Below are 18,940 nucleotides of genomic sequence, written 5' to 3' on the forward strand. Positions count from 1 at the left end.
ATTACGAGGAGAACCAATTGATGCAATTCAATACACAACGACCTTATATTCACGGTCAGTTTGTCGATGCTTCATCCTCTGAAACATTCCAAAGTATTAATCCGGCCAATGCTGAGGTGTTGGCCACCATTCAGGGATGTAACCAGGCCGATGTTGATCGGGCAGTACAGTCTGCCAAACAGGGACAAAAAGTCTGGGCAGCCATGACCACCATGCAGCGTTCACGCATTTTAAATCAGGCCGTAGCCATTTTACGGGCACGCAATGATGAGCTGGCAGAAATTGAAAGCCTGGACAGTGGCAAGCCTTTAAGTGAAACCCGGAGCGTCGATATTGTGACCGGGGCAGATGTGCTGGAATATTATGCCAGCATTTTACCAGCGCTCGAAGGCCAGCAAATTCCATTAAGAGAAAGTTCTTTTATTTATACCCGCCGTGAACCGCTGGGTGTGGTGGCCGGTATTGGCGCCTGGAATTATCCAATCCAGATTGCGTTATGGAAATCTGCACCGGCCTTGGCCGCAGGCAACGCCATGGTGTTTAAAGCCAGTGAAATTACCCCACTGACCGCGTTAAAACTGGCCGAAATTTATAGTGAAGCCGGAGTACCGGACGGCGTCTTTAATGTGGTGACCGGTGGTGGCGATGTGGGTAGCTATTTAACTGAGCATCCGGAGATTGCCAAAGTATCCTTTACCGGCGGTGTGAGTACCGGTAAAAAAGTAATGGCACAGGCGGCGGCGTCCAGCTTAAAAGAAGTCACCATGGAACTCGGTGGAAAATCACCGTTAATTATCTGTGAAGATGCCAATCTGGATCTGGCTGCCGATATCGCCATGATGGCCAATTTCTACAGCTCTGGACAGGTGTGTACCAATGGAACCCGGGTGTTTATTCCTGCTGCTTTAAAAACTGCTTTTGAAGAAAAGATTCTGCAGCGCATTCCTTATGTGCGGATGGGGCAGCCTTTAGACCCGAACACCAATTTCGGACCACTGTCCAGCTTTGCCCATATGGAAAAAGTATTGCATTACATTGAGCTGGGCAAGCAACAGGGCGCCCGTCTGTTAACAGGTGGACAGCGCGCAGCGGCAGCTGAATTTGCGCACGGGGCTTTTGTTGAACCCACGGTATTTACCGACTGTCATGATGAAATGCGCATTGTTCAGGAAGAAATTTTTGGCCCGGTTATGAGCATCTTAAGCTATGACAGCGAAGATGAAGTGATCCGCAGAGCCAATGCCACCACCTATGGTCTGGCTGCCGGTGTGGTCAGTCCAGATTTAAGCCGGGCCCATCGCATTATTCATCAGATTGAGGCAGGGATTTGCTGGCTGAATACCTGGGGCGAATCTCCGGCAGAAATGCCGGTTGGTGGCTATAAACAGTCCGGTGTTGGCCGTGAAAATGGTCTGGTGACCTTACAGCACTATACCCAGACCAAATCGGTTCAGGTGGAACTGAGTCCTTTCCAATCTGTATTTTCAGCTTAAGGGAGGATCATGCTGCATGAATTATGACTATATTATTATTGGCGCAGGTTCTGCCGGGAATGTGCTGGCGGCTCGATTAACCGAAGATCCGGATACGACGGTACTGCTATTGGAAGCAGGTGGGCCGGACTATCGGCTGGATTTTCGTACCCAGATGCCTGCCGCGCTGGCTTATCCCTTACAGGGCCGGCGTTATAACTGGGCCTATCTGACCGATCCGGAACCGTATATGAATAACCGCCGTATGGAATGTGGTCGTGGTAAAGGCTTGGGCGGGTCCTCCCTGATTAACGGCATGTGTTATATCCGCGGCAATGCGATGGATCTGGAACAATGGGCCAGTTTGAAAGGACTGGAGCATTGGAGCTATGCCGACTGCCTGCCTTATTATAAAAAGGCCGAAACCCGTGATATTGGCGGCAATGACTATCATGGCGACAGCGGTCCGGTACGGGTCGCCACCCCGAAAGCTGGAAATAACGAGCTGTTTCATGCCATGGTCGATGCTGCGGTGCAGGCCGGCTATCCACGTACCGATGATTTAAATGGCTATCAGCAGGAAGGATTTGGTCCGATGGACCGTACCGTAACCCCGCAGGGACGCCGTTCCAGCACAGCGCGTGGTTATCTGGATATGGCCAGACAGCGCCCGAATTTAACCATTCGCACCCATGCCATGACCAATAAAATTCTATTTAATGGCAAGCAGGCTATAGGCGTCGAATATTTTCAGGGACAAAGTACCGCGCAGCCACTCCAAGTCTTTGCTAAAAAAGAAGTGTTGCTCTGTGGGGGTGCCATTGCTTCCCCGCAAATTCTGCAGCGTTCCGGTGTCGGTAATGCCCAGCATCTAAAAAGCCTGGAGATTCCGGTGGTTCATGATTTACCGGGCGTGGGCGAAAACCTGCAAGATCATCTGGAAATGTATTTACAGTATCAGTGCAAAAAACCGGTCAGCTTATATCCAGCCTTAAAATGGTATAACCAGCCAAAAATTGGCGCAGAATGGCTGTTTTTAGGTCAGGGTGTGGGTGCCAGTAACCAGTTTGAAGCCGGTGGCTTTATCCGCACCTCCGATGAGTTTGCCTGGCCGAATATCCAGTATCACTTTTTACCGGTCGCTATTAACTACAATGGCAGTAATGCCATTCAGCAGCATGGTTTTCAGGCGCATGTCGGTTCTATGCGCTCTCCATCTCGTGGGCGGGTCAAACTGTGCTCCAAAGATCCGTTTCAGCATCCAAGTATCCTGTTCAATTATATGAGTACCGAACAGGACTGGCGCGAGTTCCGTGATGCCATCCGCATTACCCGGGACATCATGCATCAACCGGCTTTAGATGCCTATCGCGGCGAAGAAATCAGCCCGGGCAAACAGGTACAAAGCGATGCCGAGCTGGACGAATTTATCCGTAACCACGCTGAAACTGCGTTCCATCCATCTTGCAGCTGCAAAATGGGTGAAGATGATATGGCGGTGGTCGATGGCTACGGGCGGGTACATGGGCTGCAAAACCTGCGAGTGATTGATGCTTCCATCATGCCGCTGATTATTACCGGCAACCTGAATGCCACCACCATTATGATGGCCGAAAAACTGGCCGATCATATTCGTGCCAAACCGGCGCTGGCCAAATCTACGGCGCCATTTTACCGGGCCAATACGCCAGTCCGGTCAATCTAGCCGCAACAGAACGCTTTGATCTCTTAGATCATTTTGATGTGCATTTTTATACATATCCTTTTTTCTTAGTTAAAATCACATATCCAACCATCCGCACAGCTCACGGTCGGATGGTTGGCTGGGATTTTTACATTCAATCAGGTTAAATTTTAAAACAATGATTCCATTTACAAGAACGGTGGTCGCCGCCGGGTGTCTGTCATGTATCAGCATGTCCAGCTGGGCCAATGATGCATCCTCTTCCTCTATTGATGTGTCTGGTCAGCTGACCGCAGTATCTAAATATGTGTCGCGCGGTCTGACCAATGCACCAGAAAATGAAGACCTGGCTTTGCAGGCCTCTTTAACCCTGGGCTATGGAAATTTTTACGCTGCTTATTGGGGCAGTACACTGGGTTATTCATACCGCGATTTACAACAAGGCCGGCAATACAGCACCGATAAAATGGAACATGATTTTATTGTCGGGCATGTGTCAGATTTTAAAGGCCTCACTTGGGATCTGTGGAATGCGACCTATTATTATCCGGGTGGGGACAGCACCACCTCCAATGAACTGGGCCTGCGTGTCAGTAAAAACCTGAATGAGCAAGCTACACTAACCTTCGGCGTGTCGACCTATTTATATGATGTGGTGTATATGAATCAGGGCGATACCTATGTCAGCCTGAACTATGCCCATCAGCTCAGCGACAAATTAACTGGAAATCTGGCCGTTGCAGGTTCCTATTTTAATGACTCCGGCAAATATGAAGGTCAGGAATTTTTAGATACCCAGACCGATACCGCTTTTCGTTTTGCCTCGGTCGGGCTGGATTATGCAGTTGCGCCGAATGTGAATGTCTTTTCCGACTTCATTCTGGGTGGCTATGACCGCAGTAAAATCAAACAGAAAAATCAGACGGTTTGGGGCTTAAGATATAGCTTCTAATCTAGTCCCCAAGCATCAACCCTTTAATTGAGCGTGGAAGAGGGTTGCTCCGGCCGAATGCGAATGCTTAAACCCTGAGGCGGGTTCAGGCTTAAATCCATCTGGTAGTGATGATGTTGGAGCAGCGCTTTCACCAAAGCCAGCCCTAAACCATGACCCTGTTGCTGGGCAGATTTACGCCAGAAGCGCCGGGTCATCTGGGTCAGTTCAGCGCCAGTCAGCCCCTGACCATCATCTTGTACCAGTAGTTGCTGATCATGCATGGCAATTGCAATTCGGCTTAAGCCTTGGGCATGTAACAGGGCATTTTCCAGCAGATTTTTCAGGATGGTCTGCAAGCTCAGCGGTGGTAGTTGCAGGGTCTGCAGACTTTCCCAATCGACCTGCAAGATAGTGTTTAAATGTGGATAAACCGGACTTAATTCTTCCATCACTTGCCTCAAAACTGGTGCGACTTCGGTGGTTTCCGAATTTGGGGCGGCTTGCGCAGCGTCATGATCGGTCTGGCTCAGTAATAACAACTGTTCCAGCAACTGCTGATAGCGCCAGATACTGTTTTCGGCCTGTTTCAGGTTTTCAATCAGCTTGCTGGCCTGCGCCGGATTCTGTTCAACCATCATCAGGCTGAGTTGTACATGAGTTTTAATTGCGGTTAAAGGGCTACGCAGTTCATGCGCGGCATAGGCGGTAAACAGTTTTTCATTTTCCAGACTATGATGCAGATTCTGAATCAGCTGATTGGAATTATCGACAAAAGGCTGGACTTCTTTGGGAATTTTGCGCGCATCCAGATGTTGCAGATAATGCGCGGCATCTGACAGCGAATGCTGCTTATCTGCCAGTTGCTGGGCCATATCATCTAAAGGGCGGAATTCTTTACGCAAAATATGAATCACCAGCGCCATACAGATCAATAGCGATAACACCAGCGGAATCAGCACCGATTGCAGAATCTGTTGCAATAACGACGCTCTAAGCACCAGCCGTTCTGCGGCCACCACCTGAATATCGCCTTTACGCAGCACATAACTGCGCCATTCCACACCATTTTCCTGCCAGGTACTAAAGCCCGGTTGCTGCCCGGTCAGCTGTGCCGGCGCACCGCGGGTACGGGCCACCACATAGGGTCCCAGGGTAATATCCGAGCTAAACACCGACACCTCACAGGCAATCAGGTTTTGCGCATGATACTGTTCGGCCACCTGTTTTAAGGAGTCAGGATTAATTTCCTGGAGCGGCAAATGCTGAATCAGCCGCGCCACCATTTGTGCAGAGGCAAACAGGCGCTGATCCAGCGTATCTTGCAGCCGCTGCTGCAAATCATAATACAGCCAGCAAAACACCAGACTCCACAGGCTAAGAAACACCACCATAAACATGCTGACCAGCCGCCATTTTAAACTGTAGTTCTGCATATTCAGCTCTCGGTTTCCGGTACTTTAAACATATAGCCCACACCACGAATGGTCTGAATCAGCTGCGGCTCTAGTTTCTGGCGTAAATGATAAATATGCACATTCAGCGCGTTGCTCTCGATACTGTCCTGATAGCCATACAGTTTATCGAGCAGCTGTTCATTTTTTAAAATCTGGTTGGGATGGCTCATCAGGGTTTCCAGCAGGCTGTATTCACGCCGTGACAGAGTCACCGGCTGCTGCTGGAACGTCACTTCCTGGGTATCGCGGTTTAACTGCAAATCGCCCAGTTGTAACAGATTGGAAGAAAAACCTCGATTACGCCGTGCCAGCGCATGAATACGGGCAATCAGCTCATCCAGTTCAAAGGGTTTGGTCAGGTAGTCATCGGCCCCCAGATTTAAGGCTTCTACACATTGCCGGGTTTGATGCCGGGCAGTTAGAACCAGTACCGGCAGATGAATTTTATCCTGACGCCACTGCTGCAGCAGTTCCAGACCATCCTGATCGGGCAGGCCCAAATCCAGCAGGCACAGGTCGACCGCACTTTGCCGGATAAAATAATCGGCAGCACGCGCAGTAGCCACATGCTCAACTGAAATATTTAAATAGTCCAGCGCTGAACAGATACTTTGGGCAATATAAGGATCATCTTCGACCAGAACCACAAACATAGTTACTCTCCACCTGAAATCCTATTTTATAAATAATGAGCTATGTTAATGTTCTCTTAATTTAATCTTTTTAATAATGAATCGGGTTTTCTACAGAAAAATGGACGTCATGATTACGCGTGTAAGTGCTTTGCTTGTGGTTCTTTGTGCATTCTGGCCAGTCTGGTCACAGGCGCAGGAGTTCTTGCCACCCGATCAGGCGTTTCAGTTTCAGGCGCGTTCTATTAGTGATGATCAGGCGGAACTGCGCTGGACCATCGCCGAGGATTATTATTTATATCATGATCAGCTGCAGGTGCGTAGCGATGCCGGTGCGCTAAAATTACAGCTGCCAGTCCCGGAAGATAAGAACGATCCGACCTTTGGCCAGACCAAGGTGCATTATCATCAGGTCAAGACTACAATTAAGGTCGCGCCAAACCAGCAATTTAAAATTCAGTGGCAGGGCTGTGCCGAAAGCGGTTTATGTTATCCGGTGCAACGCGCCACCATTCAGACCGATGCGCAAGGCTTGTTGCCCCAGTCAGATGCACCTTCAAGCGAACGGCGTTTATTAAGCGCTGCCAAACCGGTCGCGCTGGATGCACCGGCTAAAATTGAAGCAGCACCCAGTAAGCCTGAAAAAACAGCGCTGACAACCACACCAGCTGTAGTAGAAGCAAATGTAATTGAAGATGAAGCGATTGCCGTAGAAGAGAATACAGAGCCGACAAAACTCACCGATGCTATCGCAGCTTCAGAAATTTCAGTCGTAGCGTCTAATCCGGTGCCGGCCCGTGAAATCGCAGGCGAGACACAAACGGCAGCCACCGCATCATTACAATCTGAATGGAACAATGACCAGTATTTTTTCAATTTACTCTCGGAACATCATTTATTTTTTAATCTGCTGATTTTTTTAGGTTTTGGTATTTTACTGGCCTTTTTACCTTGTTCTTTGCCACTGATTCCAATTCTGTCCGGTATTCTGGTACAGCGTCATCGTGGTTATCGTGCTGCGTTGATTGCGCTGGCTTTTGTGCTGGGTATGGCCGCAGTGTATGCGGTGATGGGACTGGCGGTTGCACAACTGGGCTATAGTTTCCAGCGCTGGTTCCAAAGCCCGATCTTTATTGGCATCTTTGCGGTGTTGTTTATCCTGTTTGCCTTGAACCTGTTTGGGGTGTATCAGCTGTCCTTACCACAAGGTTTATTACAACGACTGGACCGATGGCAGCAAAAACAGCAGGGCGGTACGCTGGTCGGTGCTGCGTTAATGGGGATGATTTCCGCGCTGATTGTAGGTCCGTGTATGAGTGCGCCTTTGGCCGGTGCCTTGCTGTTTGTATCGCAACTGGATCAGCCGGTACTTGGCGCGACCTATCTGTTTGTACTGGGTCTGGGCCTCGGGATTCCTTTATTTATTGCCGCTGTATTTGGCGCCAAATATTTACCGAAACCGGGTTTGTGGATGGACCGGTTGAAATTCAGTTTCGGCTTTTTAATGCTGGCGCTGGCGGTTTATTTCGCCCGCCCATTGCTGCCGACTGTGGCCTATTTCCTGTTGATGGGCATTATTTTCCTGGCACTGGCGATTTACTGCTTCGATTTAATCCGCAGACATCTGCAAGGGAAAATTTCGCGTGTTGGCGTTATTGTACTGGCGCTGGCCATGACCGCTATTAGTATTTGGCATATTCAACATGGCCTTCAGCAGATGGGTGCAGTCCATGCCCAACAAACACTCAGCTGGCAAAAGGTGCATACCCAGCAGGAACTGGCACAGCTGCTACAGCAAAACAGTGGACGCAGTATCGTGATTGATGTCTATGCCGACTGGTGTGTGGCCTGTCAACCGGTAGAAAATGAAGTCCTGCCACGTACCGATGTACAGGCAGCCTTGCAGGATGTGGTGCGGATTAAACTGGATTTAACCGAGTATCATCCATCTCAAGATGCATTACTGCGTGACTGGCAGATTCTTGGCCCACCGACCATGATTTTCCTGGACAGCCAGCAGCAGGAACAGCGTACTTTACGTTTAACCGGCACCTTTACCGCGACCCAACTTATTCAGCGCTTGCAGCAACTTCAGCAGGCGAACACGCCATGATGGTTTCTGCAACGGCGCTGCATATGGGCCCACTAATGTTGCCGTGGCAGATGGTGCTGCTGCTCACCAGTTTAGTGCTGGTGTATGGGGCAGGGCGATATTTCAGACACAAACAGCAATGGCCTGAACCTAGCTGGCGCATCTTTAGTGACAGCTTGTGGACGTCATTCTGGGTGGGGTTAATTGCCGCACGACTGGTTTTTGTACTAATGCATGCCGATCTTTATCTGGCGACACCACTGGATATAATCAAAATTCAGGACAAAGGCTTTCATTTTTATGGCGGATTGATTGCCGGCATTGGGTGGTTTTTATGGAAAAACCGGGCATTGGCCAATCTGCCTAAAGCGATATTGATCGCGCTATTTGTTGCGATCCAGCTTTGTCTGAACTGGGGTATTCAAACGGTTTTACCACAGCAGAATCAGTATCCTGACCTGCAATTTCAAAATTTACAGCAGCAACAGGTGCCGCTACAGCACTGGGTTGGCAAACCGACCGTCATCAACCTGTGGGCCAGCTGGTGTCCGCCGTGTCACCGGGAAATGCCGGTTTTACATCAGGCCCAGCAGGATTATCCGGACATTCATTTTGTAATGCTGAATCAGGGCGAAACGACTGACACGGTACAGGATTATCTGCGTCAGCATGGTTTTAATTTCCAGCATGTCCTGTTTGATCCTCAAGGTGACATGGCCACCCAGATGAATATGTACGGCTTGCCAAGCACCTTGTTCTTTAATGCGCAAGGACAGCTCGTGCATCGGCATATGGGAGAACTGACCCAGCCGATGCTGCGTCGCTATATCAACGATCTTTCTGCTCCATCTTCAAAATAACAGGAAATTCTTATGAAAATGATCTATCCCGCTGCGTTGTTCCTGCTGCTGTTAAATACAACAGCATTTGCCCAAACTGATCTGAAAAAACAGATTGAGCAGGAAGGCTTTAAATTTATCAAGCAGATTGAAGCGCCAGAGCAAATGACCGGATGGGCCGGGCATATGCAGCAAAGTCCGGCGACCGTGTTTATTTCCAATGACCAGAAATATTACATTATTGGCGATTTGCACAATGCCAAGGGTGAGAACCTGACCATCAAAGCGCTTGAAACCCATGTTAAAGACGCCGTGCTGGATGATGTCTGGAAAAGTCTGGAGAACTCCACCTGGATTCAGGATGGACAAAAAGATGCGCCGCGGATTGTATATGTATTTTCAGACCCGAATTGTCCGTATTGCCATACCTTCTGGCAAAAGGCACGTCCGTGGGTGAAGGCGGGGAAGGTACAGCTTAGACATATTCAGGTGGCAGTCATTCGTGATGAGAGCCGCGGGCAAGTGGCGACCATGCTGATGGCTAAAAATCCGCAGCAGGTATTTACCAGTTACAATGCCAACAAAGGGCAAAACAAGTTAAAAATTACCAAGAATATCCCTGCTGATATTGCTGCAAAAATAGATGCCAATCAGGAACTGATGGCTAAATATGGTTTCTTTGCCACGCCGTCAATGGTGTGGAAAAACCAGCAAGGCGAGTTTAAGTCCGCCCAAGGGATGACGGAGGATTTAAGAGTGATTTTTGAGAAGTAAAAGGTTCATGAACAATGGCAGATGTTGTTTAGGTTATCACCTGTGGCTTAAAAATTCTCCCCTTGCGGAATGCTGTTCCTCACCTCTTTAATAAATAGGGGGTAGAGGAGATTAGATATAAAAAAGACCGTCGCTAAGGGCGGTTTTTGATCATAACTTGCTAATAATGACAATTGTCGCTATTATGTATTTAATACAGCCGCCACGCTTAGTTCTTCTTTTGAAGTCCGCGCAACCTTGGCGGTTTTTTATGCCTCGATTTTAGTGAATTATGTTAAAACCTTATAATAAAAAGCCTTTATCATATGCTGAGCAAGTGCATCATCTACAGTCTAAAGGATTGAGTATTCATAATGTTGCTTGGGCTGAAGGAATATTGGCAAAATATGGTTATTATCGCTTAAGTGCATATTGGTATCCTTACCGAATAAGGTCAGGAAATAATGTCTTAGATCGATTCAAGCCGGGCACTTCGTTTGAAAAAATTGTGCAATTATATGAATTTGATACTGAATTACGATTACAAATATTCGGTGCTATCGAAATTATAGAAACGTTTTTACGAACGAAATTAACGTATTATCTCGGTCATCAATATGGTGCATTTGGTATCTACAATGCACAAAATTTTTATCCCAAATTTAACCATAGAAAATTTGTAGAAACATGCAACAAAGAAGTTGGACGCTCTAAAGATACGTTCATCCAGCATTTTCAACAAAATTATGATGGTTTTCCTCAAATCCCAATCTGGATGCTGACTGAAGTTTTAAGTTTTGGTTCAATAGATTTCTTTCATAAGTCATTTTTTACTCAGCTCCAAGTTATAAATTCCAGCAATTAGATTGAATCTTAATGCTAGTCTTTTGCCTCGATTGCGATATCGCTCAGCAAGAATTTTGAAGGTTTTCAAACTGCCAAATACATGCTCAATTCCAATTCTTCTTTTATTGATTTCCTGATTATAGATTTTTAGTTCGGAATCCAGTTTACAGCGCTTCTTTGCTTTTAATGGCAACAAGCTATTTGGATACACTGTATAAATTCCCTGATAACCCTTATCCGCAAGGATAAATGCACCTGCAGGAATCTGATTCAAGTTACGTTTGAAGAGTTCGAAATCATGTACGGCACCACGACTCGTACATAAACTCAGGATTTTTTGAGTTTGATAATGAATGATGGCCTGTACTTTGAAGCTGTGGGTCTTTTTCTTGCCGCTATAGCTTTTCTTCTGTTTTTTTAGGCCTTTGGATTGGAATTTCTGTGGCATCCACGATCACAACATTCCAATCGATGCCTTCGCCCTCGGGTAAATCTTTGGATAAATTAAAGAGATTGGACCGAATCAGGCAGTCTTCAACATGACGGACAATTCTTGAGGCTGTGGGCTCTGACACGCCATAACTTGTTGCGACATGGAACAATGTTCGGTATTCACGCCAATAGCTTAGACAGAGCAGAACCTGGTCTTCCAGGCTTAACTTGGGCGGTCTGCCTTTGGCAGGGACATGTTTCTTCAATTGCTCAACCATTAAATCAAAGGTTGACCATGAGATGCCCGTGTATCGCTTGAACTGAGGATCAGAAAGCTTGTTTGAATCGATGTATTTCATCCGCAGATTATGCATGAATGCCAAGAAATCTGGAGTGCAAATATCAACCAAAAAGAAGATCGTTTTTTGATTTATGAAAGAGATCTATTGTCATTTTTATATAGTGGTTTAATAAATAATAAGGCAAATAATAAAGAAGATAAGAAAGCAATCGCACAGTATTTTTCTTTGCATCATGAAAAATTAGCTGAATGGTTGCATATATTGACCTATGTAAGAAATATTTGTGCCCATCATGGACGGTTATGGAATAAAGAATTAGCAATTAAATCTAAAGCTGACAAAGATCCAAATTGGCAATCACCGATTACACCGACGAATAAACGTATCTTCTATGTACTCTTAATCTTAAAAACCTTGCTAAGACCGACAGGATTTGATTCAGAGTGGTGCAATCAATTGAATAAACTCTTAAAACCTATTGTGAAAGATGAAAATTGGCGTGTTGCAATGGGTTTTCCTGATAATTGGGAAGAACATCCTATTTGGAGCTTATGAAATATGGTAAAAAAATACCAGAATTTTTAGACGGTCGTAGCCCTGATCGTCAAAATCGCATTTTGGAAAATACAAAAATAATATTAAAAGATTGTGTTATGGATGAGGTTTATTTATTACAACTAGCAGAAAAAGCGAAAAGTGAAGACACTATCAGGATAACTTTAGATGACTTAAGAGTTCGAGTTCACAAAAACCGCACTTAAAAGTTTGATAAGCTGAAACCGCGTATCGCTTAGTCTATCAAGTCATTGACGCCAAAATTGTGGTGCTTGTCTTAGACGTTGACCGCCGTGATACCATTTATAAAAAGATGTAAAAAAGACCGCTATATTGCGGTCTTTTTAGTATTTAGACTTTTATAATTTCACCAACTCCACCCGACGGTTTTTCGCCTTACCATCTTCAGTCGCATTATCTGCAACAGGCTGAGTATCCCCAAAACCTTTGGCTGTCAGACGATTTGTATCAATGCCTGCTTTAGTTAGGGCAGCAACTACAGCTTGCGCACGTTGCTCAGACAGTTTTAAATTATGTGCTGCATCACCTGTATTATCAGTATGTCCATAAATGCCAAGCTTTAAATCGGCATTATCTTTCAGTAAAGCAATAATCTGGTCCATTTGTTCTTGTGAGTCTGGCAAAATCTCGGCTTGATCTGTGGCAAAGTTAATTTGCACACTCACTTTACTGTTCTGATCTAGACTTTGTTTCAGTGCACTCGACGTCAGTGCTTTGGCAGTGATGTTTAAGGGCCGACTTTCCGCTACCATTAAACCCATATAGTTGCCAGATTGCGCCAAATGGAACCAAATATTTTTATCCGCTTGTCGAATCACATACGTTTGCGCAGGGTAATTATAAATATCAGCCAAACCTGAACCATGTTGCACCCGAATGGCATCAGGCAGACTATTGGCAAGCTCTTTGGGGATTTGACTATTGGCAACTCCTACACCGCCAAGCTGTTTAATTACCGCATCAAGATTACGCTGTATTTCTAAATAACTGCCTTCTTTATAATCTGATTCAGCGCTAATACCCGAACTAAACAGTTTTCCTTCAACCCAGTGAAAGTCATGTCCTGTCCAAAACGGCACACGTTCAAACTTTCGATTTTCATCATTCTGATAGCGATAACCCTGTGGTAACTCAATATAAGGAAACTCGCCAAGCACTGCGGTCGAAATGGGGATGTTATTCAGATCAAAATCTGGGCTGGCTTTGGCAGTTTCATTTGAATCCGATGTGATTTCAGAAGTACTGACTTCAGTTTCAGCCTGATCAGAAGCCGGTTTGGTACAGCCATACATAAGTGCCAGTACACAACTTAAACTTAGCCCCAAAATTGTTTTTTGAAAAGTCATCAGATATTTCCTTATTTTACTGATCTCAATATTCTGCTTATATTTTAAACAGTATAGCTGAGCCGGTTTAAATTTTCATTTCTTATAGAAGCTGAAAGTCGCAAAGTCGTTTCTCAAGGAAATTGGGCTACAGAAGAACACTGCATCTATTCGTTTAATAGGAAGGTAAATCACTGATCATTTACAAGCTAAACCCCTTGATTTTTCCTCATCTTCAACTGAGCCAAATTCATGTTGATGCTTTTATAGACATTTTTATATAAGCGCCGTTTGACCTAAACAGACCAGATCCAAATATTTAGGCGAGCCAATTTTTTATTCCATCAAGAAGCTCATTTTCTTCAACAAAATGTGAAGATATTTAGCTACAATAAAAATTATAAATAATTGTTTTTATTAAAATTAAAAAAATCTATTTTGATTCTAAATCTAGCTTTTTGGCCTTTTTCCAGCAAGAAAAATTGGACTCGATTGATGACTCATAGGGCAGTCTATTTTTCTATATTTTCGCCTTAAATAACGCTATTCAAATCAAAACATGAATTTAATTCACTATTAACTTAGATTAAATCATTTTTATTCATCTTAGGGTTCACGTATAACTAAAACCAGAAAGACATTCAGATTTTTATTTTTAGATATTTAAAGCGGTGGAACAGATGAGTCAACAGTTTGCATGTTCAATTAAACGTATTCGTTTTGATGAAAACTATCAACCAGCGGACAGTACCCGTTTAACAACCAACTTTGCCAATCTGGCGCGTGGCGAAAGCCGTGAACAGAACCTGCGTAACACGCTGCGCATGATCAATAACCGTTTTAATGCCTTGGCACATTGGGATAATCCGAAGGGTGACCGTTATTCACTGGAAATTGATATTGTGTCTGCAGATCTTGATGTCGAAGGCAATGGTAACGCCTTTCCAGCCATTGAAATGCTGAAATCGACGATTGTTGATCATCGTACCAATCAGCGTATTGAAGGCATGATCGGAAACAGTTTTTCATCGTATGTGCGTGATTATGACTTTAGCGTGCTTTTATTGTCCCAAGGCCATAAAGCCGGGGAAATGCCTGACAACTTTGGTGATTTGCACGGCAAGCTGTATCAGTACGTGGTGAATTCCGAGGCGTTCCAGTCACAGTTTAATAAACAGCCGGTGATCTGCCTGAGCGTATCGACCACCAAAACCTATTATCGTACCGCCAATATTCATCCGGTGTTAGGGGTTGAATATCAGCAAAATGAATACTCAAGAACAGATCATTATTTCGCAAAAATGGGTTTAACTGTTCGCTATTTTAAACCGGAAAATAGTGCTGCACCTTTGGCGTTCTATTTTAGCGGTGATTTATTGGCAGATTATACCGATCTTGAATTAATCAGCGCGATTAGCACCATGGAAAGCTTCCAGAAGATTTATCGTCCTGAAATTTACAATGCCAACTCGACTGCTGGTCAGGTCTATCAACCTAGTCTTGAGTACCCGGATTATTCCTTAACGCAAATTGTCTATGACCGTGTCGAACGTAGCCAGCTGGCCGTAAAACAGGGCAAATGGACAGAAGAACACTTTATCAAACCGTATCAGCACATTCTGGAACAGTGGGCTGCCAGCTACGCCGTAGCAACCAACGCTGCTTAATTCAACGTATATTAATTCAACGTATAGAGATAAAAGATTAGAGATGAGCATTTTACTCCCAACCTCAACCGCAGGCAGCTTACCGAAACCGTCCTGGCTGGCGGAACCGGAACAACTCTGGTCGCCGTGGAAACTTGAAGGCAATGCACTGCGTGAAGCCAAACAGGATGCCTTGAGCCTGTCACTGCATGAACAGTTACTGGCCGGGATTGATATTGTCAGTGATGGTGAACAAACCCGTCAGCATTTTGTCACCACCTTTATTGAACATCTCGAAGGTGTGGATTTTGAAAAACGGGAAACGGTGCGTATTCGTAACCGTTATGATGCCAGCGTACCTTCGGTGATCGGTGAGGTGGCCCGGAAACAGCCGGTGTTTGTGGAAGATGCCAAGTTTTTACGCAGCCAGACCACTCAGCCAATTAAATGGGCTTTGCCGGGTCCAATGACCATGATTGATACCCTGTACGATGGTCATTACAAAAGCCGTGAAAAACTGGCCTGGGAATTTGCCAAAATCCTGAATCAGGAGGCAAGGGAACTCGAAGCCGCTGGGGTCGATATTATCCAGTTTGATGAACCTGCTTTTAACGTGTTCTTTGATGAAGTCAATGACTGGGGCGTGGCCACACTGGAACGCGCACTGGAAGGACTGAAATGCGAAACCGCCGTGCATATCTGTTATGGCTATGGCATTAAAGCCAATACCGACTGGAAAAAAACCTTAGGCACTGAATGGCGACAATATGAAGCCGTATTCCCGAAATTGCAACAATCCAAAATTGATATTGTATCGCTGGAATGCCAGAACTCGCGCGTACCGATGGACCTGATTGAGCTGATCCGTGGCAAAAAAGTCATGGTTGGCGCTATTGATGTGGCCACCAACCAGATTGAAACCGCAGAAGAAGTGGCCAATACCTTGCGTAAGGCCTTGCAATTTGTCGATGCCGACAAGCTTTATCCATCGACCAACTGTGGTATGACGCCGTTATCACGTCAGGTGGCGCAAGGTAAACTGCGTGCTTTAAGCGCTGGCGCCGATATTGTGCGTCAAGAATTGAGTGCTTAACGCGCAGGTACATCATGTGGCAGAGCTGATGGGAATGGATGGAAAACATCTGGCCCATCCGCTTAACAACCATTTCAAGCATAACCCAAGAAAATGAAGGAATCCGGTGATGATTGAAGCAGCAGACTTTAGAAATGCCATGTCTTTGCTCAGCAGCGCGGTCAATGTGGTGACCACGGCTGGGGCATCTGGTGTGCATGGATTTACCGCATCTGCCGTGTGTAGTGTAACCGATACACCACCGACCTTATTGGTTTGCATGAATCAGACCTCACGTTCACACGCCCATTTTATTGAAAATAAAGTCTTGAGCGTGAATGTGCTAGGCGCGCAGCATCAGCAGATCTCCAATGTCTTTGCTTCCAAAATGAAGTCTGAAGAGCGCTTTCAATATGGAACCTGGACTGAGCTGGAAACCGGCGCGCCGGTGTTAACAGATGCCTTGACCAGCTTTGATTGCGAGATTGAGCAGATTCAGCAGGTGGGTACGCATAGCATTTTTATGTGCCGTGTGCTGGCCATTCAGCACAGTCAGCAAGAACATGGTCTGGTGTATTTTAATCGTGCCTATCATCAGGTTGGTGAGCTGGAACTTGCTTAAGGCGCCTTGTCTTTAATTTCAAATTATTCAGTCAGTATTTCGTGGAAATTATCATTTTTTTAATTATCGGGGCATGCGCAGGTTTTGCCGCTGGGCTGTTTGGGGTCGGTGGCGGAACAATCATTGTACCACTGTTATATATCGTGTTTATGCAGATGGGTTATAGTCCGGATGTGATTATGCATTTGGCTTTAGGTACATCGCTAGCAACTATTGTGATCACCTCTATCAGTTCATTGATGGCGCACCATAAGAACGAGGCAGTGCTGTGGCCAGTCTTTAGACATCTAGCTCCGCCTATGGCCATTGGATGCTTTTTCGGTGCAGGGATTGCCGGTTTAATTTCAGGCTTACATTTGCAGATTGTGGTAGGAATCTTTCTGATCTGGGTAGCGTATACCATGTTCATAGGTAGCAAAAAGCCGGTAGAGCAGGGGAAAACCTTACCCTCAACCGGTCAACAAATCGCTGCAGGTTCGGGAATTGGTTTTGCTTCAGCCATCTTTGGGATTGGCGGTGGCAGCTTGACCGTACCGTATCTCAACCGTTATGGCGTGGTCATGCAACAGGCAGTAGGCACATCTGCAGCCTGTGGTTTCCCCATTGCAGTTGCCGGTGCTTTGGGATTTATGATTTTTGGGATGCAGGCGCAGGTGAATGTGCCCAATACTATTGGCTTTGTTCATATTTATGCTTTTCTTGGTATTAGCATTATGAGTTTCTTTACTGCCAAACTTGGGGCGAAAACAGCACATGCATTATCGCCACAAATCCTGAAAAAATGTTTCGCCGTGTTATTGGTGATTGTGGGCTGTTTCTTTCTGGTTAAGGGTTTGGGTTAAGCTGAAGGCAATTGGAAGATAACGAATACGCTCATAATAGTGGTTTGATTATAGAGCGTATGCTTCTTAGCAGATTCATGATCTAAATAATTATCTTTAGAAGGAGCTTCCTGTTCAATTTGGATTACTTGATTTACTTAGAAGAAGTCGGTTACCTCAATTAAAAAATAGAACAATAAATATTAGGGTCTGTTGACATTTACTGTGCAAAAAAAATAGCGAAAAAGTAGAATTTAATCGCCAAACCAAATCTACTCCTCGCTATGCCTCGTACAATATTGACTGATCAACACTGGGCTAAGTTAGAAAACATTTTCCGTAATTTTCGTATTTATCTCAAACAAAATCTTCGAAATTTTATTGAAGCTATTCTTTATAGAATCCGTACAGGCTGCCCGTGGCGGGATTTACCTGCTGCCTTCGGAAAGCCAAACTCCATATTCAAGAAATTTTCCCGGTGGTCGAAAGATAATAAGTTATTAAAAATATTTAAGTTAATTTCATCTGATGCTGATCTAGAGTGGGTGTTTATTGATGCTAGCCATGTGAGGGCTCATCAGCATGCTACAGGAATCAAGGATCAGGCTATCTCAAAAAGTATCGGTGGAAATAGTTCTAAAATTCATTTGGCAGTTGATTCTCATGGGAACCCTGTTCAGTTTTTGATAGAGGATGGTACGACCCATGATGTAAAAGTGGCACCGAAATTAATTAATAGCATAGATCTGAATGAGACAGAAATTCTCTGTGCCGATAAGGGGTATGACTCTGAATCCTTGAGAGAACAGATAGAAAAAACGGGGACTCAAGCTAATATTCCCAAGAAATCCAATACGCTTTCAAATAATGATCATGTGGATCGGTATTTTTATAAAATCAGGCATTTAATTGAGAATGCCTTTGCTAGATTAAAGCAATTTAGAGGAATTGCCACACGCTATGACAAGCTAAAGCAAAGCTATGAAAATTCTGTTGCCTTAGCTTGTATCTTTATTTGGCTACCATTATGAAATGTCAACAGACCCTAAACTTGATCAGTAAGCGTCCGCTAAACCCCATCGCTATTTTTTAATTCGGTTCAGGTTTCCAGCAGTGTGGCAGTAATTCTTCTATTTGAGTCACTTTATGTGTCGGTAACCTTTTCAGCACATCACTTAAAAAGCATACGGATCCAGTCCATTCAGCTTTGCTGACTGGATTAAAGTCATGATATTGGCAGCTCGTTGACCACTACGCAGCGAGCCCGCAAACAGCCAGTTCTTGCGTCCTAACGCCCAAGGTCGCATTTGGTTGTCGGGTAGTCAGACGCAGTTACCTACGTCCAACCCCCTAAGAACCGTGCATGCGAGTTTCCCAGCACACGGCTCAAGCCTCTGCTAAGGCGCCATTCGGCACCCGGTTATACATCGTTGACATT

General features: G+C 45.3%; 19 protein-coding genes and 1 pseudogene. 14 read left to right on the forward strand and 6 right to left on the reverse strand.

Annotation, left to right across the window (positions count from 1 at the left end):
- Positions 1-17: 17 nt before the first annotated feature.
- The 3 genes from betB to FTT63_RS10490 all read left to right on the forward strand — a co-directional run bounded on the left by betB (position 18) and on the right by FTT63_RS10490 (position 4,108).
- Complete coding sequence (gene betB / locus FTT63_RS10480) at positions 18-1,493, forward strand: betaine-aldehyde dehydrogenase (protein WP_180192248.1); 1,476 nt, start codon at positions 18-20, stop codon at positions 1,491-1,493.
- Positions 1,494-1,509: 16 nt separating this feature from the next.
- The gene (betA, locus tag FTT63_RS10485) at positions 1,510-3,177 is read left to right on the forward strand and encodes a choline dehydrogenase (protein ID WP_180192249.1); all 1,668 of its coding nucleotides are present in this window, start codon (positions 1,510-1,512) and stop codon (positions 3,175-3,177) included.
- A 157-nt stretch (positions 3,178-3,334) separates the two neighbouring features.
- On the forward strand, positions 3,335-4,108 hold the full coding sequence (locus FTT63_RS10490; RefSeq protein ID WP_180192250.1) for a hypothetical protein: 774 nt from the start codon (positions 3,335-3,337) through the stop codon (positions 4,106-4,108).
- Positions 4,109-4,131: 23 nt separating this feature from the next.
- Here FTT63_RS10490 and FTT63_RS10495 read toward each other — a convergent pair whose 3' ends face one another.
- Both FTT63_RS10495 and FTT63_RS10500 read right to left on the reverse strand, forming a co-directional pair.
- A complete protein-coding gene (locus tag FTT63_RS10495) occupies positions 4,132-5,523 on the reverse strand; it encodes an ATP-binding protein (RefSeq protein ID WP_180192251.1) in 1,392 nt (463 codons plus the stop codon).
- Positions 5,524-5,525: 2 nt separating this feature from the next.
- Positions 5,526-6,197: a response regulator transcription factor gene (locus tag FTT63_RS10500; protein WP_171431915.1), complete on the reverse strand. Its 672-nt coding sequence runs from the start codon at positions 6,195-6,197 to the stop codon at positions 5,526-5,528.
- 109 nt (positions 6,198-6,306) lie between these two features.
- Between FTT63_RS10500 and dsbD the strand changes: the two genes are divergently transcribed.
- The 4 genes from dsbD to FTT63_RS10520 all read left to right on the forward strand — a co-directional run bounded on the left by dsbD (position 6,307) and on the right by FTT63_RS10520 (position 10,725).
- Complete coding sequence (gene dsbD / locus FTT63_RS10505) at positions 6,307-8,289, forward strand: protein-disulfide reductase DsbD (protein WP_180192252.1); 1,983 nt, start codon at positions 6,307-6,309, stop codon at positions 8,287-8,289.
- Positions 8,286-9,128, forward strand: a complete 843-nt coding sequence (locus tag FTT63_RS10510; protein ID WP_180192253.1) for a TlpA disulfide reductase family protein — start codon at positions 8,286-8,288, stop codon at positions 9,126-9,128. The genes dsbD and FTT63_RS10510 overlap by 4 nt, the downstream gene beginning before the upstream one ends.
- Positions 9,129-9,140: 12 nt before the next feature.
- Entirely contained in the window at positions 9,141-9,881 is a 741-nt protein-coding gene (gene dsbG / locus FTT63_RS10515; protein ID WP_180192254.1) for a thiol:disulfide interchange protein DsbG, read from the forward strand.
- A 271-nt stretch (positions 9,882-10,152) separates the two neighbouring features.
- A complete protein-coding gene (locus FTT63_RS10520) occupies positions 10,153-10,725 on the forward strand; it encodes an Abi family protein (protein ID WP_227554654.1) in 573 nt (190 codons plus the stop codon).
- On the opposite strand, the gene FTT63_RS10525 is transcribed toward FTT63_RS10520, so the two are convergent.
- Positions 10,684-11,154, reverse strand: a complete 471-nt coding sequence (locus tag FTT63_RS10525) for a transposase family protein (protein WP_180192255.1) — start codon at positions 11,152-11,154, stop codon at positions 10,684-10,686. The two genes, FTT63_RS10520 and FTT63_RS10525, sit on opposite strands and share 42 nt — an antisense overlap.
- A complete protein-coding gene (locus tag FTT63_RS10530; protein WP_075166718.1) occupies positions 11,102-11,497 on the reverse strand; it encodes a transposase family protein in 396 nt (131 codons plus the stop codon). Before FTT63_RS10530 ends, FTT63_RS10525 begins: the two co-directional genes overlap by 53 nt.
- A gap of 9 nt (positions 11,498-11,506) precedes the next feature.
- Here FTT63_RS10530 and FTT63_RS10535 point away from each other — a divergent pair, with 9 nt between their 5' ends.
- Positions 11,507-11,995, forward strand: a complete 489-nt coding sequence (locus FTT63_RS10535; protein ID WP_227554655.1) for an Abi family protein — start codon at positions 11,507-11,509, stop codon at positions 11,993-11,995.
- Complete coding sequence (locus FTT63_RS10540; RefSeq protein ID WP_180192256.1) at positions 11,992-12,201, forward strand: hypothetical protein; 210 nt, start codon at positions 11,992-11,994, stop codon at positions 12,199-12,201. Before FTT63_RS10535 ends, FTT63_RS10540 begins: the two co-directional genes overlap by 4 nt.
- 153 nt (positions 12,202-12,354) lie before the next feature.
- Here the strand turns inward: FTT63_RS10540 and FTT63_RS10545 are convergent, their stop codons facing one another.
- Positions 12,355-13,362 carry an OmpA family protein gene (locus tag FTT63_RS10545; protein ID WP_180192257.1) on the reverse strand — a complete coding sequence of 336 codons (1,008 nt, stop codon included), beginning with the start codon at positions 13,360-13,362 and terminating at the stop codon, positions 12,355-12,357.
- Between the two features lie 659 nt (positions 13,363-14,021).
- Between FTT63_RS10545 and FTT63_RS10550 the strand changes: the two genes are divergently transcribed.
- From FTT63_RS10550 to FTT63_RS10570, 5 genes are all read left to right on the forward strand, one after another.
- A complete protein-coding gene (locus tag FTT63_RS10550; protein ID WP_016658148.1) occupies positions 14,022-15,008 on the forward strand; it encodes a DUF1852 domain-containing protein in 987 nt (328 codons plus the stop codon).
- Between the two features lie 43 nt (positions 15,009-15,051).
- Positions 15,052-16,080, forward strand: coding sequence for a methionine synthase (locus FTT63_RS10555; RefSeq protein WP_180192258.1), 1,029 nt, complete (start codon positions 15,052-15,054; stop codon positions 16,078-16,080).
- Positions 16,081-16,189: 109 nt separating this feature from the next.
- Complete coding sequence (locus FTT63_RS10560; protein ID WP_160232475.1) at positions 16,190-16,681, forward strand: flavin reductase; 492 nt, start codon at positions 16,190-16,192, stop codon at positions 16,679-16,681.
- Between the two features lie 41 nt (positions 16,682-16,722).
- Positions 16,723-17,523 (forward strand): sulfite exporter TauE/SafE family protein, encoded by an 801-nt coding sequence (locus FTT63_RS10565; protein ID WP_180192259.1) that lies wholly within the window; start codon positions 16,723-16,725, stop codon positions 17,521-17,523.
- Positions 17,524-17,786: 263 nt separating this feature from the next.
- On the forward strand, positions 17,787-18,533 hold the full coding sequence (locus FTT63_RS10570; protein WP_180192260.1) for an IS5 family transposase: 747 nt from the start codon (positions 17,787-17,789) through the stop codon (positions 18,531-18,533).
- A gap of 58 nt (positions 18,534-18,591) precedes the next feature.
- Here the strand turns inward: FTT63_RS10570 and FTT63_RS10575 are convergent.
- A pseudogene (locus FTT63_RS10575) lies at positions 18,592-18,818 on the reverse strand (transposase domain-containing protein); the annotation flags it as partial.
- Positions 18,819-18,940: the final 122 nt, after the last annotated feature.

The organism is Acinetobacter sp. C15 (assembly GCF_013420645.1).
Taxonomy (GTDB): Bacteria; Pseudomonadota; Gammaproteobacteria; order Pseudomonadales; family Moraxellaceae; genus Acinetobacter; species Acinetobacter indicus.

Coding starts and splice junctions, on each gene's coding strand:
- betA (WP_180192249.1), top strand. CDS start 1,510: ATGAATTATGACTATATTATTATTGGCGCAGGTTCTGCCGGGAATGTG.
- FTT63_RS10490 (WP_180192250.1), top strand. CDS start 3,335: ATGATTCCATTTACAAGAACGGTGGTCGCCGCCGGGTGTCTGTCATGT.
- FTT63_RS10495 (WP_180192251.1), bottom strand. CDS start 5,523: ATGCAGAACTACAGTTTAAAATGGCGGCTGGTCAGCATGTTTATGGTG.
- FTT63_RS10500 (WP_171431915.1), bottom strand. CDS start 6,197: ATGTTTGTGGTTCTGGTCGAAGATGATCCTTATATTGCCCAAAGTATC.
- dsbD (WP_180192252.1), top strand. CDS start 6,307: ATGATTACGCGTGTAAGTGCTTTGCTTGTGGTTCTTTGTGCATTCTGG.
- FTT63_RS10510 (WP_180192253.1), top strand. CDS start 8,286: ATGATGGTTTCTGCAACGGCGCTGCATATGGGCCCACTAATGTTGCCG.
- dsbG (WP_180192254.1), top strand. CDS start 9,141: ATGAAAATGATCTATCCCGCTGCGTTGTTCCTGCTGCTGTTAAATACA.
- FTT63_RS10520 (WP_227554654.1), top strand. CDS start 10,153: ATGTTAAAACCTTATAATAAAAAGCCTTTATCATATGCTGAGCAAGTG.
- FTT63_RS10525 (WP_180192255.1), bottom strand. CDS start 11,154: ATGCCACAGAAATTCCAATCCAAAGGCCTAAAAAAACAGAAGAAAAGC.
- FTT63_RS10530 (WP_075166718.1), bottom strand. CDS start 11,497: ATGAAATACATCGATTCAAACAAGCTTTCTGATCCTCAGTTCAAGCGA.
- FTT63_RS10535 (WP_227554655.1), top strand. CDS start 11,507: ATGCATGAATGCCAAGAAATCTGGAGTGCAAATATCAACCAAAAAGAA.
- FTT63_RS10540 (WP_180192256.1), top strand. CDS start 11,992: ATGAAATATGGTAAAAAAATACCAGAATTTTTAGACGGTCGTAGCCCT.
- FTT63_RS10545 (WP_180192257.1), bottom strand. CDS start 13,362: ATGACTTTTCAAAAAACAATTTTGGGGCTAAGTTTAAGTTGTGTACTG.
- FTT63_RS10550 (WP_016658148.1), top strand. CDS start 14,022: ATGAGTCAACAGTTTGCATGTTCAATTAAACGTATTCGTTTTGATGAA.
- FTT63_RS10555 (WP_180192258.1), top strand. CDS start 15,052: ATGAGCATTTTACTCCCAACCTCAACCGCAGGCAGCTTACCGAAACCG.
- FTT63_RS10560 (WP_160232475.1), top strand. CDS start 16,190: ATGATTGAAGCAGCAGACTTTAGAAATGCCATGTCTTTGCTCAGCAGC.
- FTT63_RS10570 (WP_180192260.1), top strand. CDS start 17,787: ATGCCTCGTACAATATTGACTGATCAACACTGGGCTAAGTTAGAAAAC.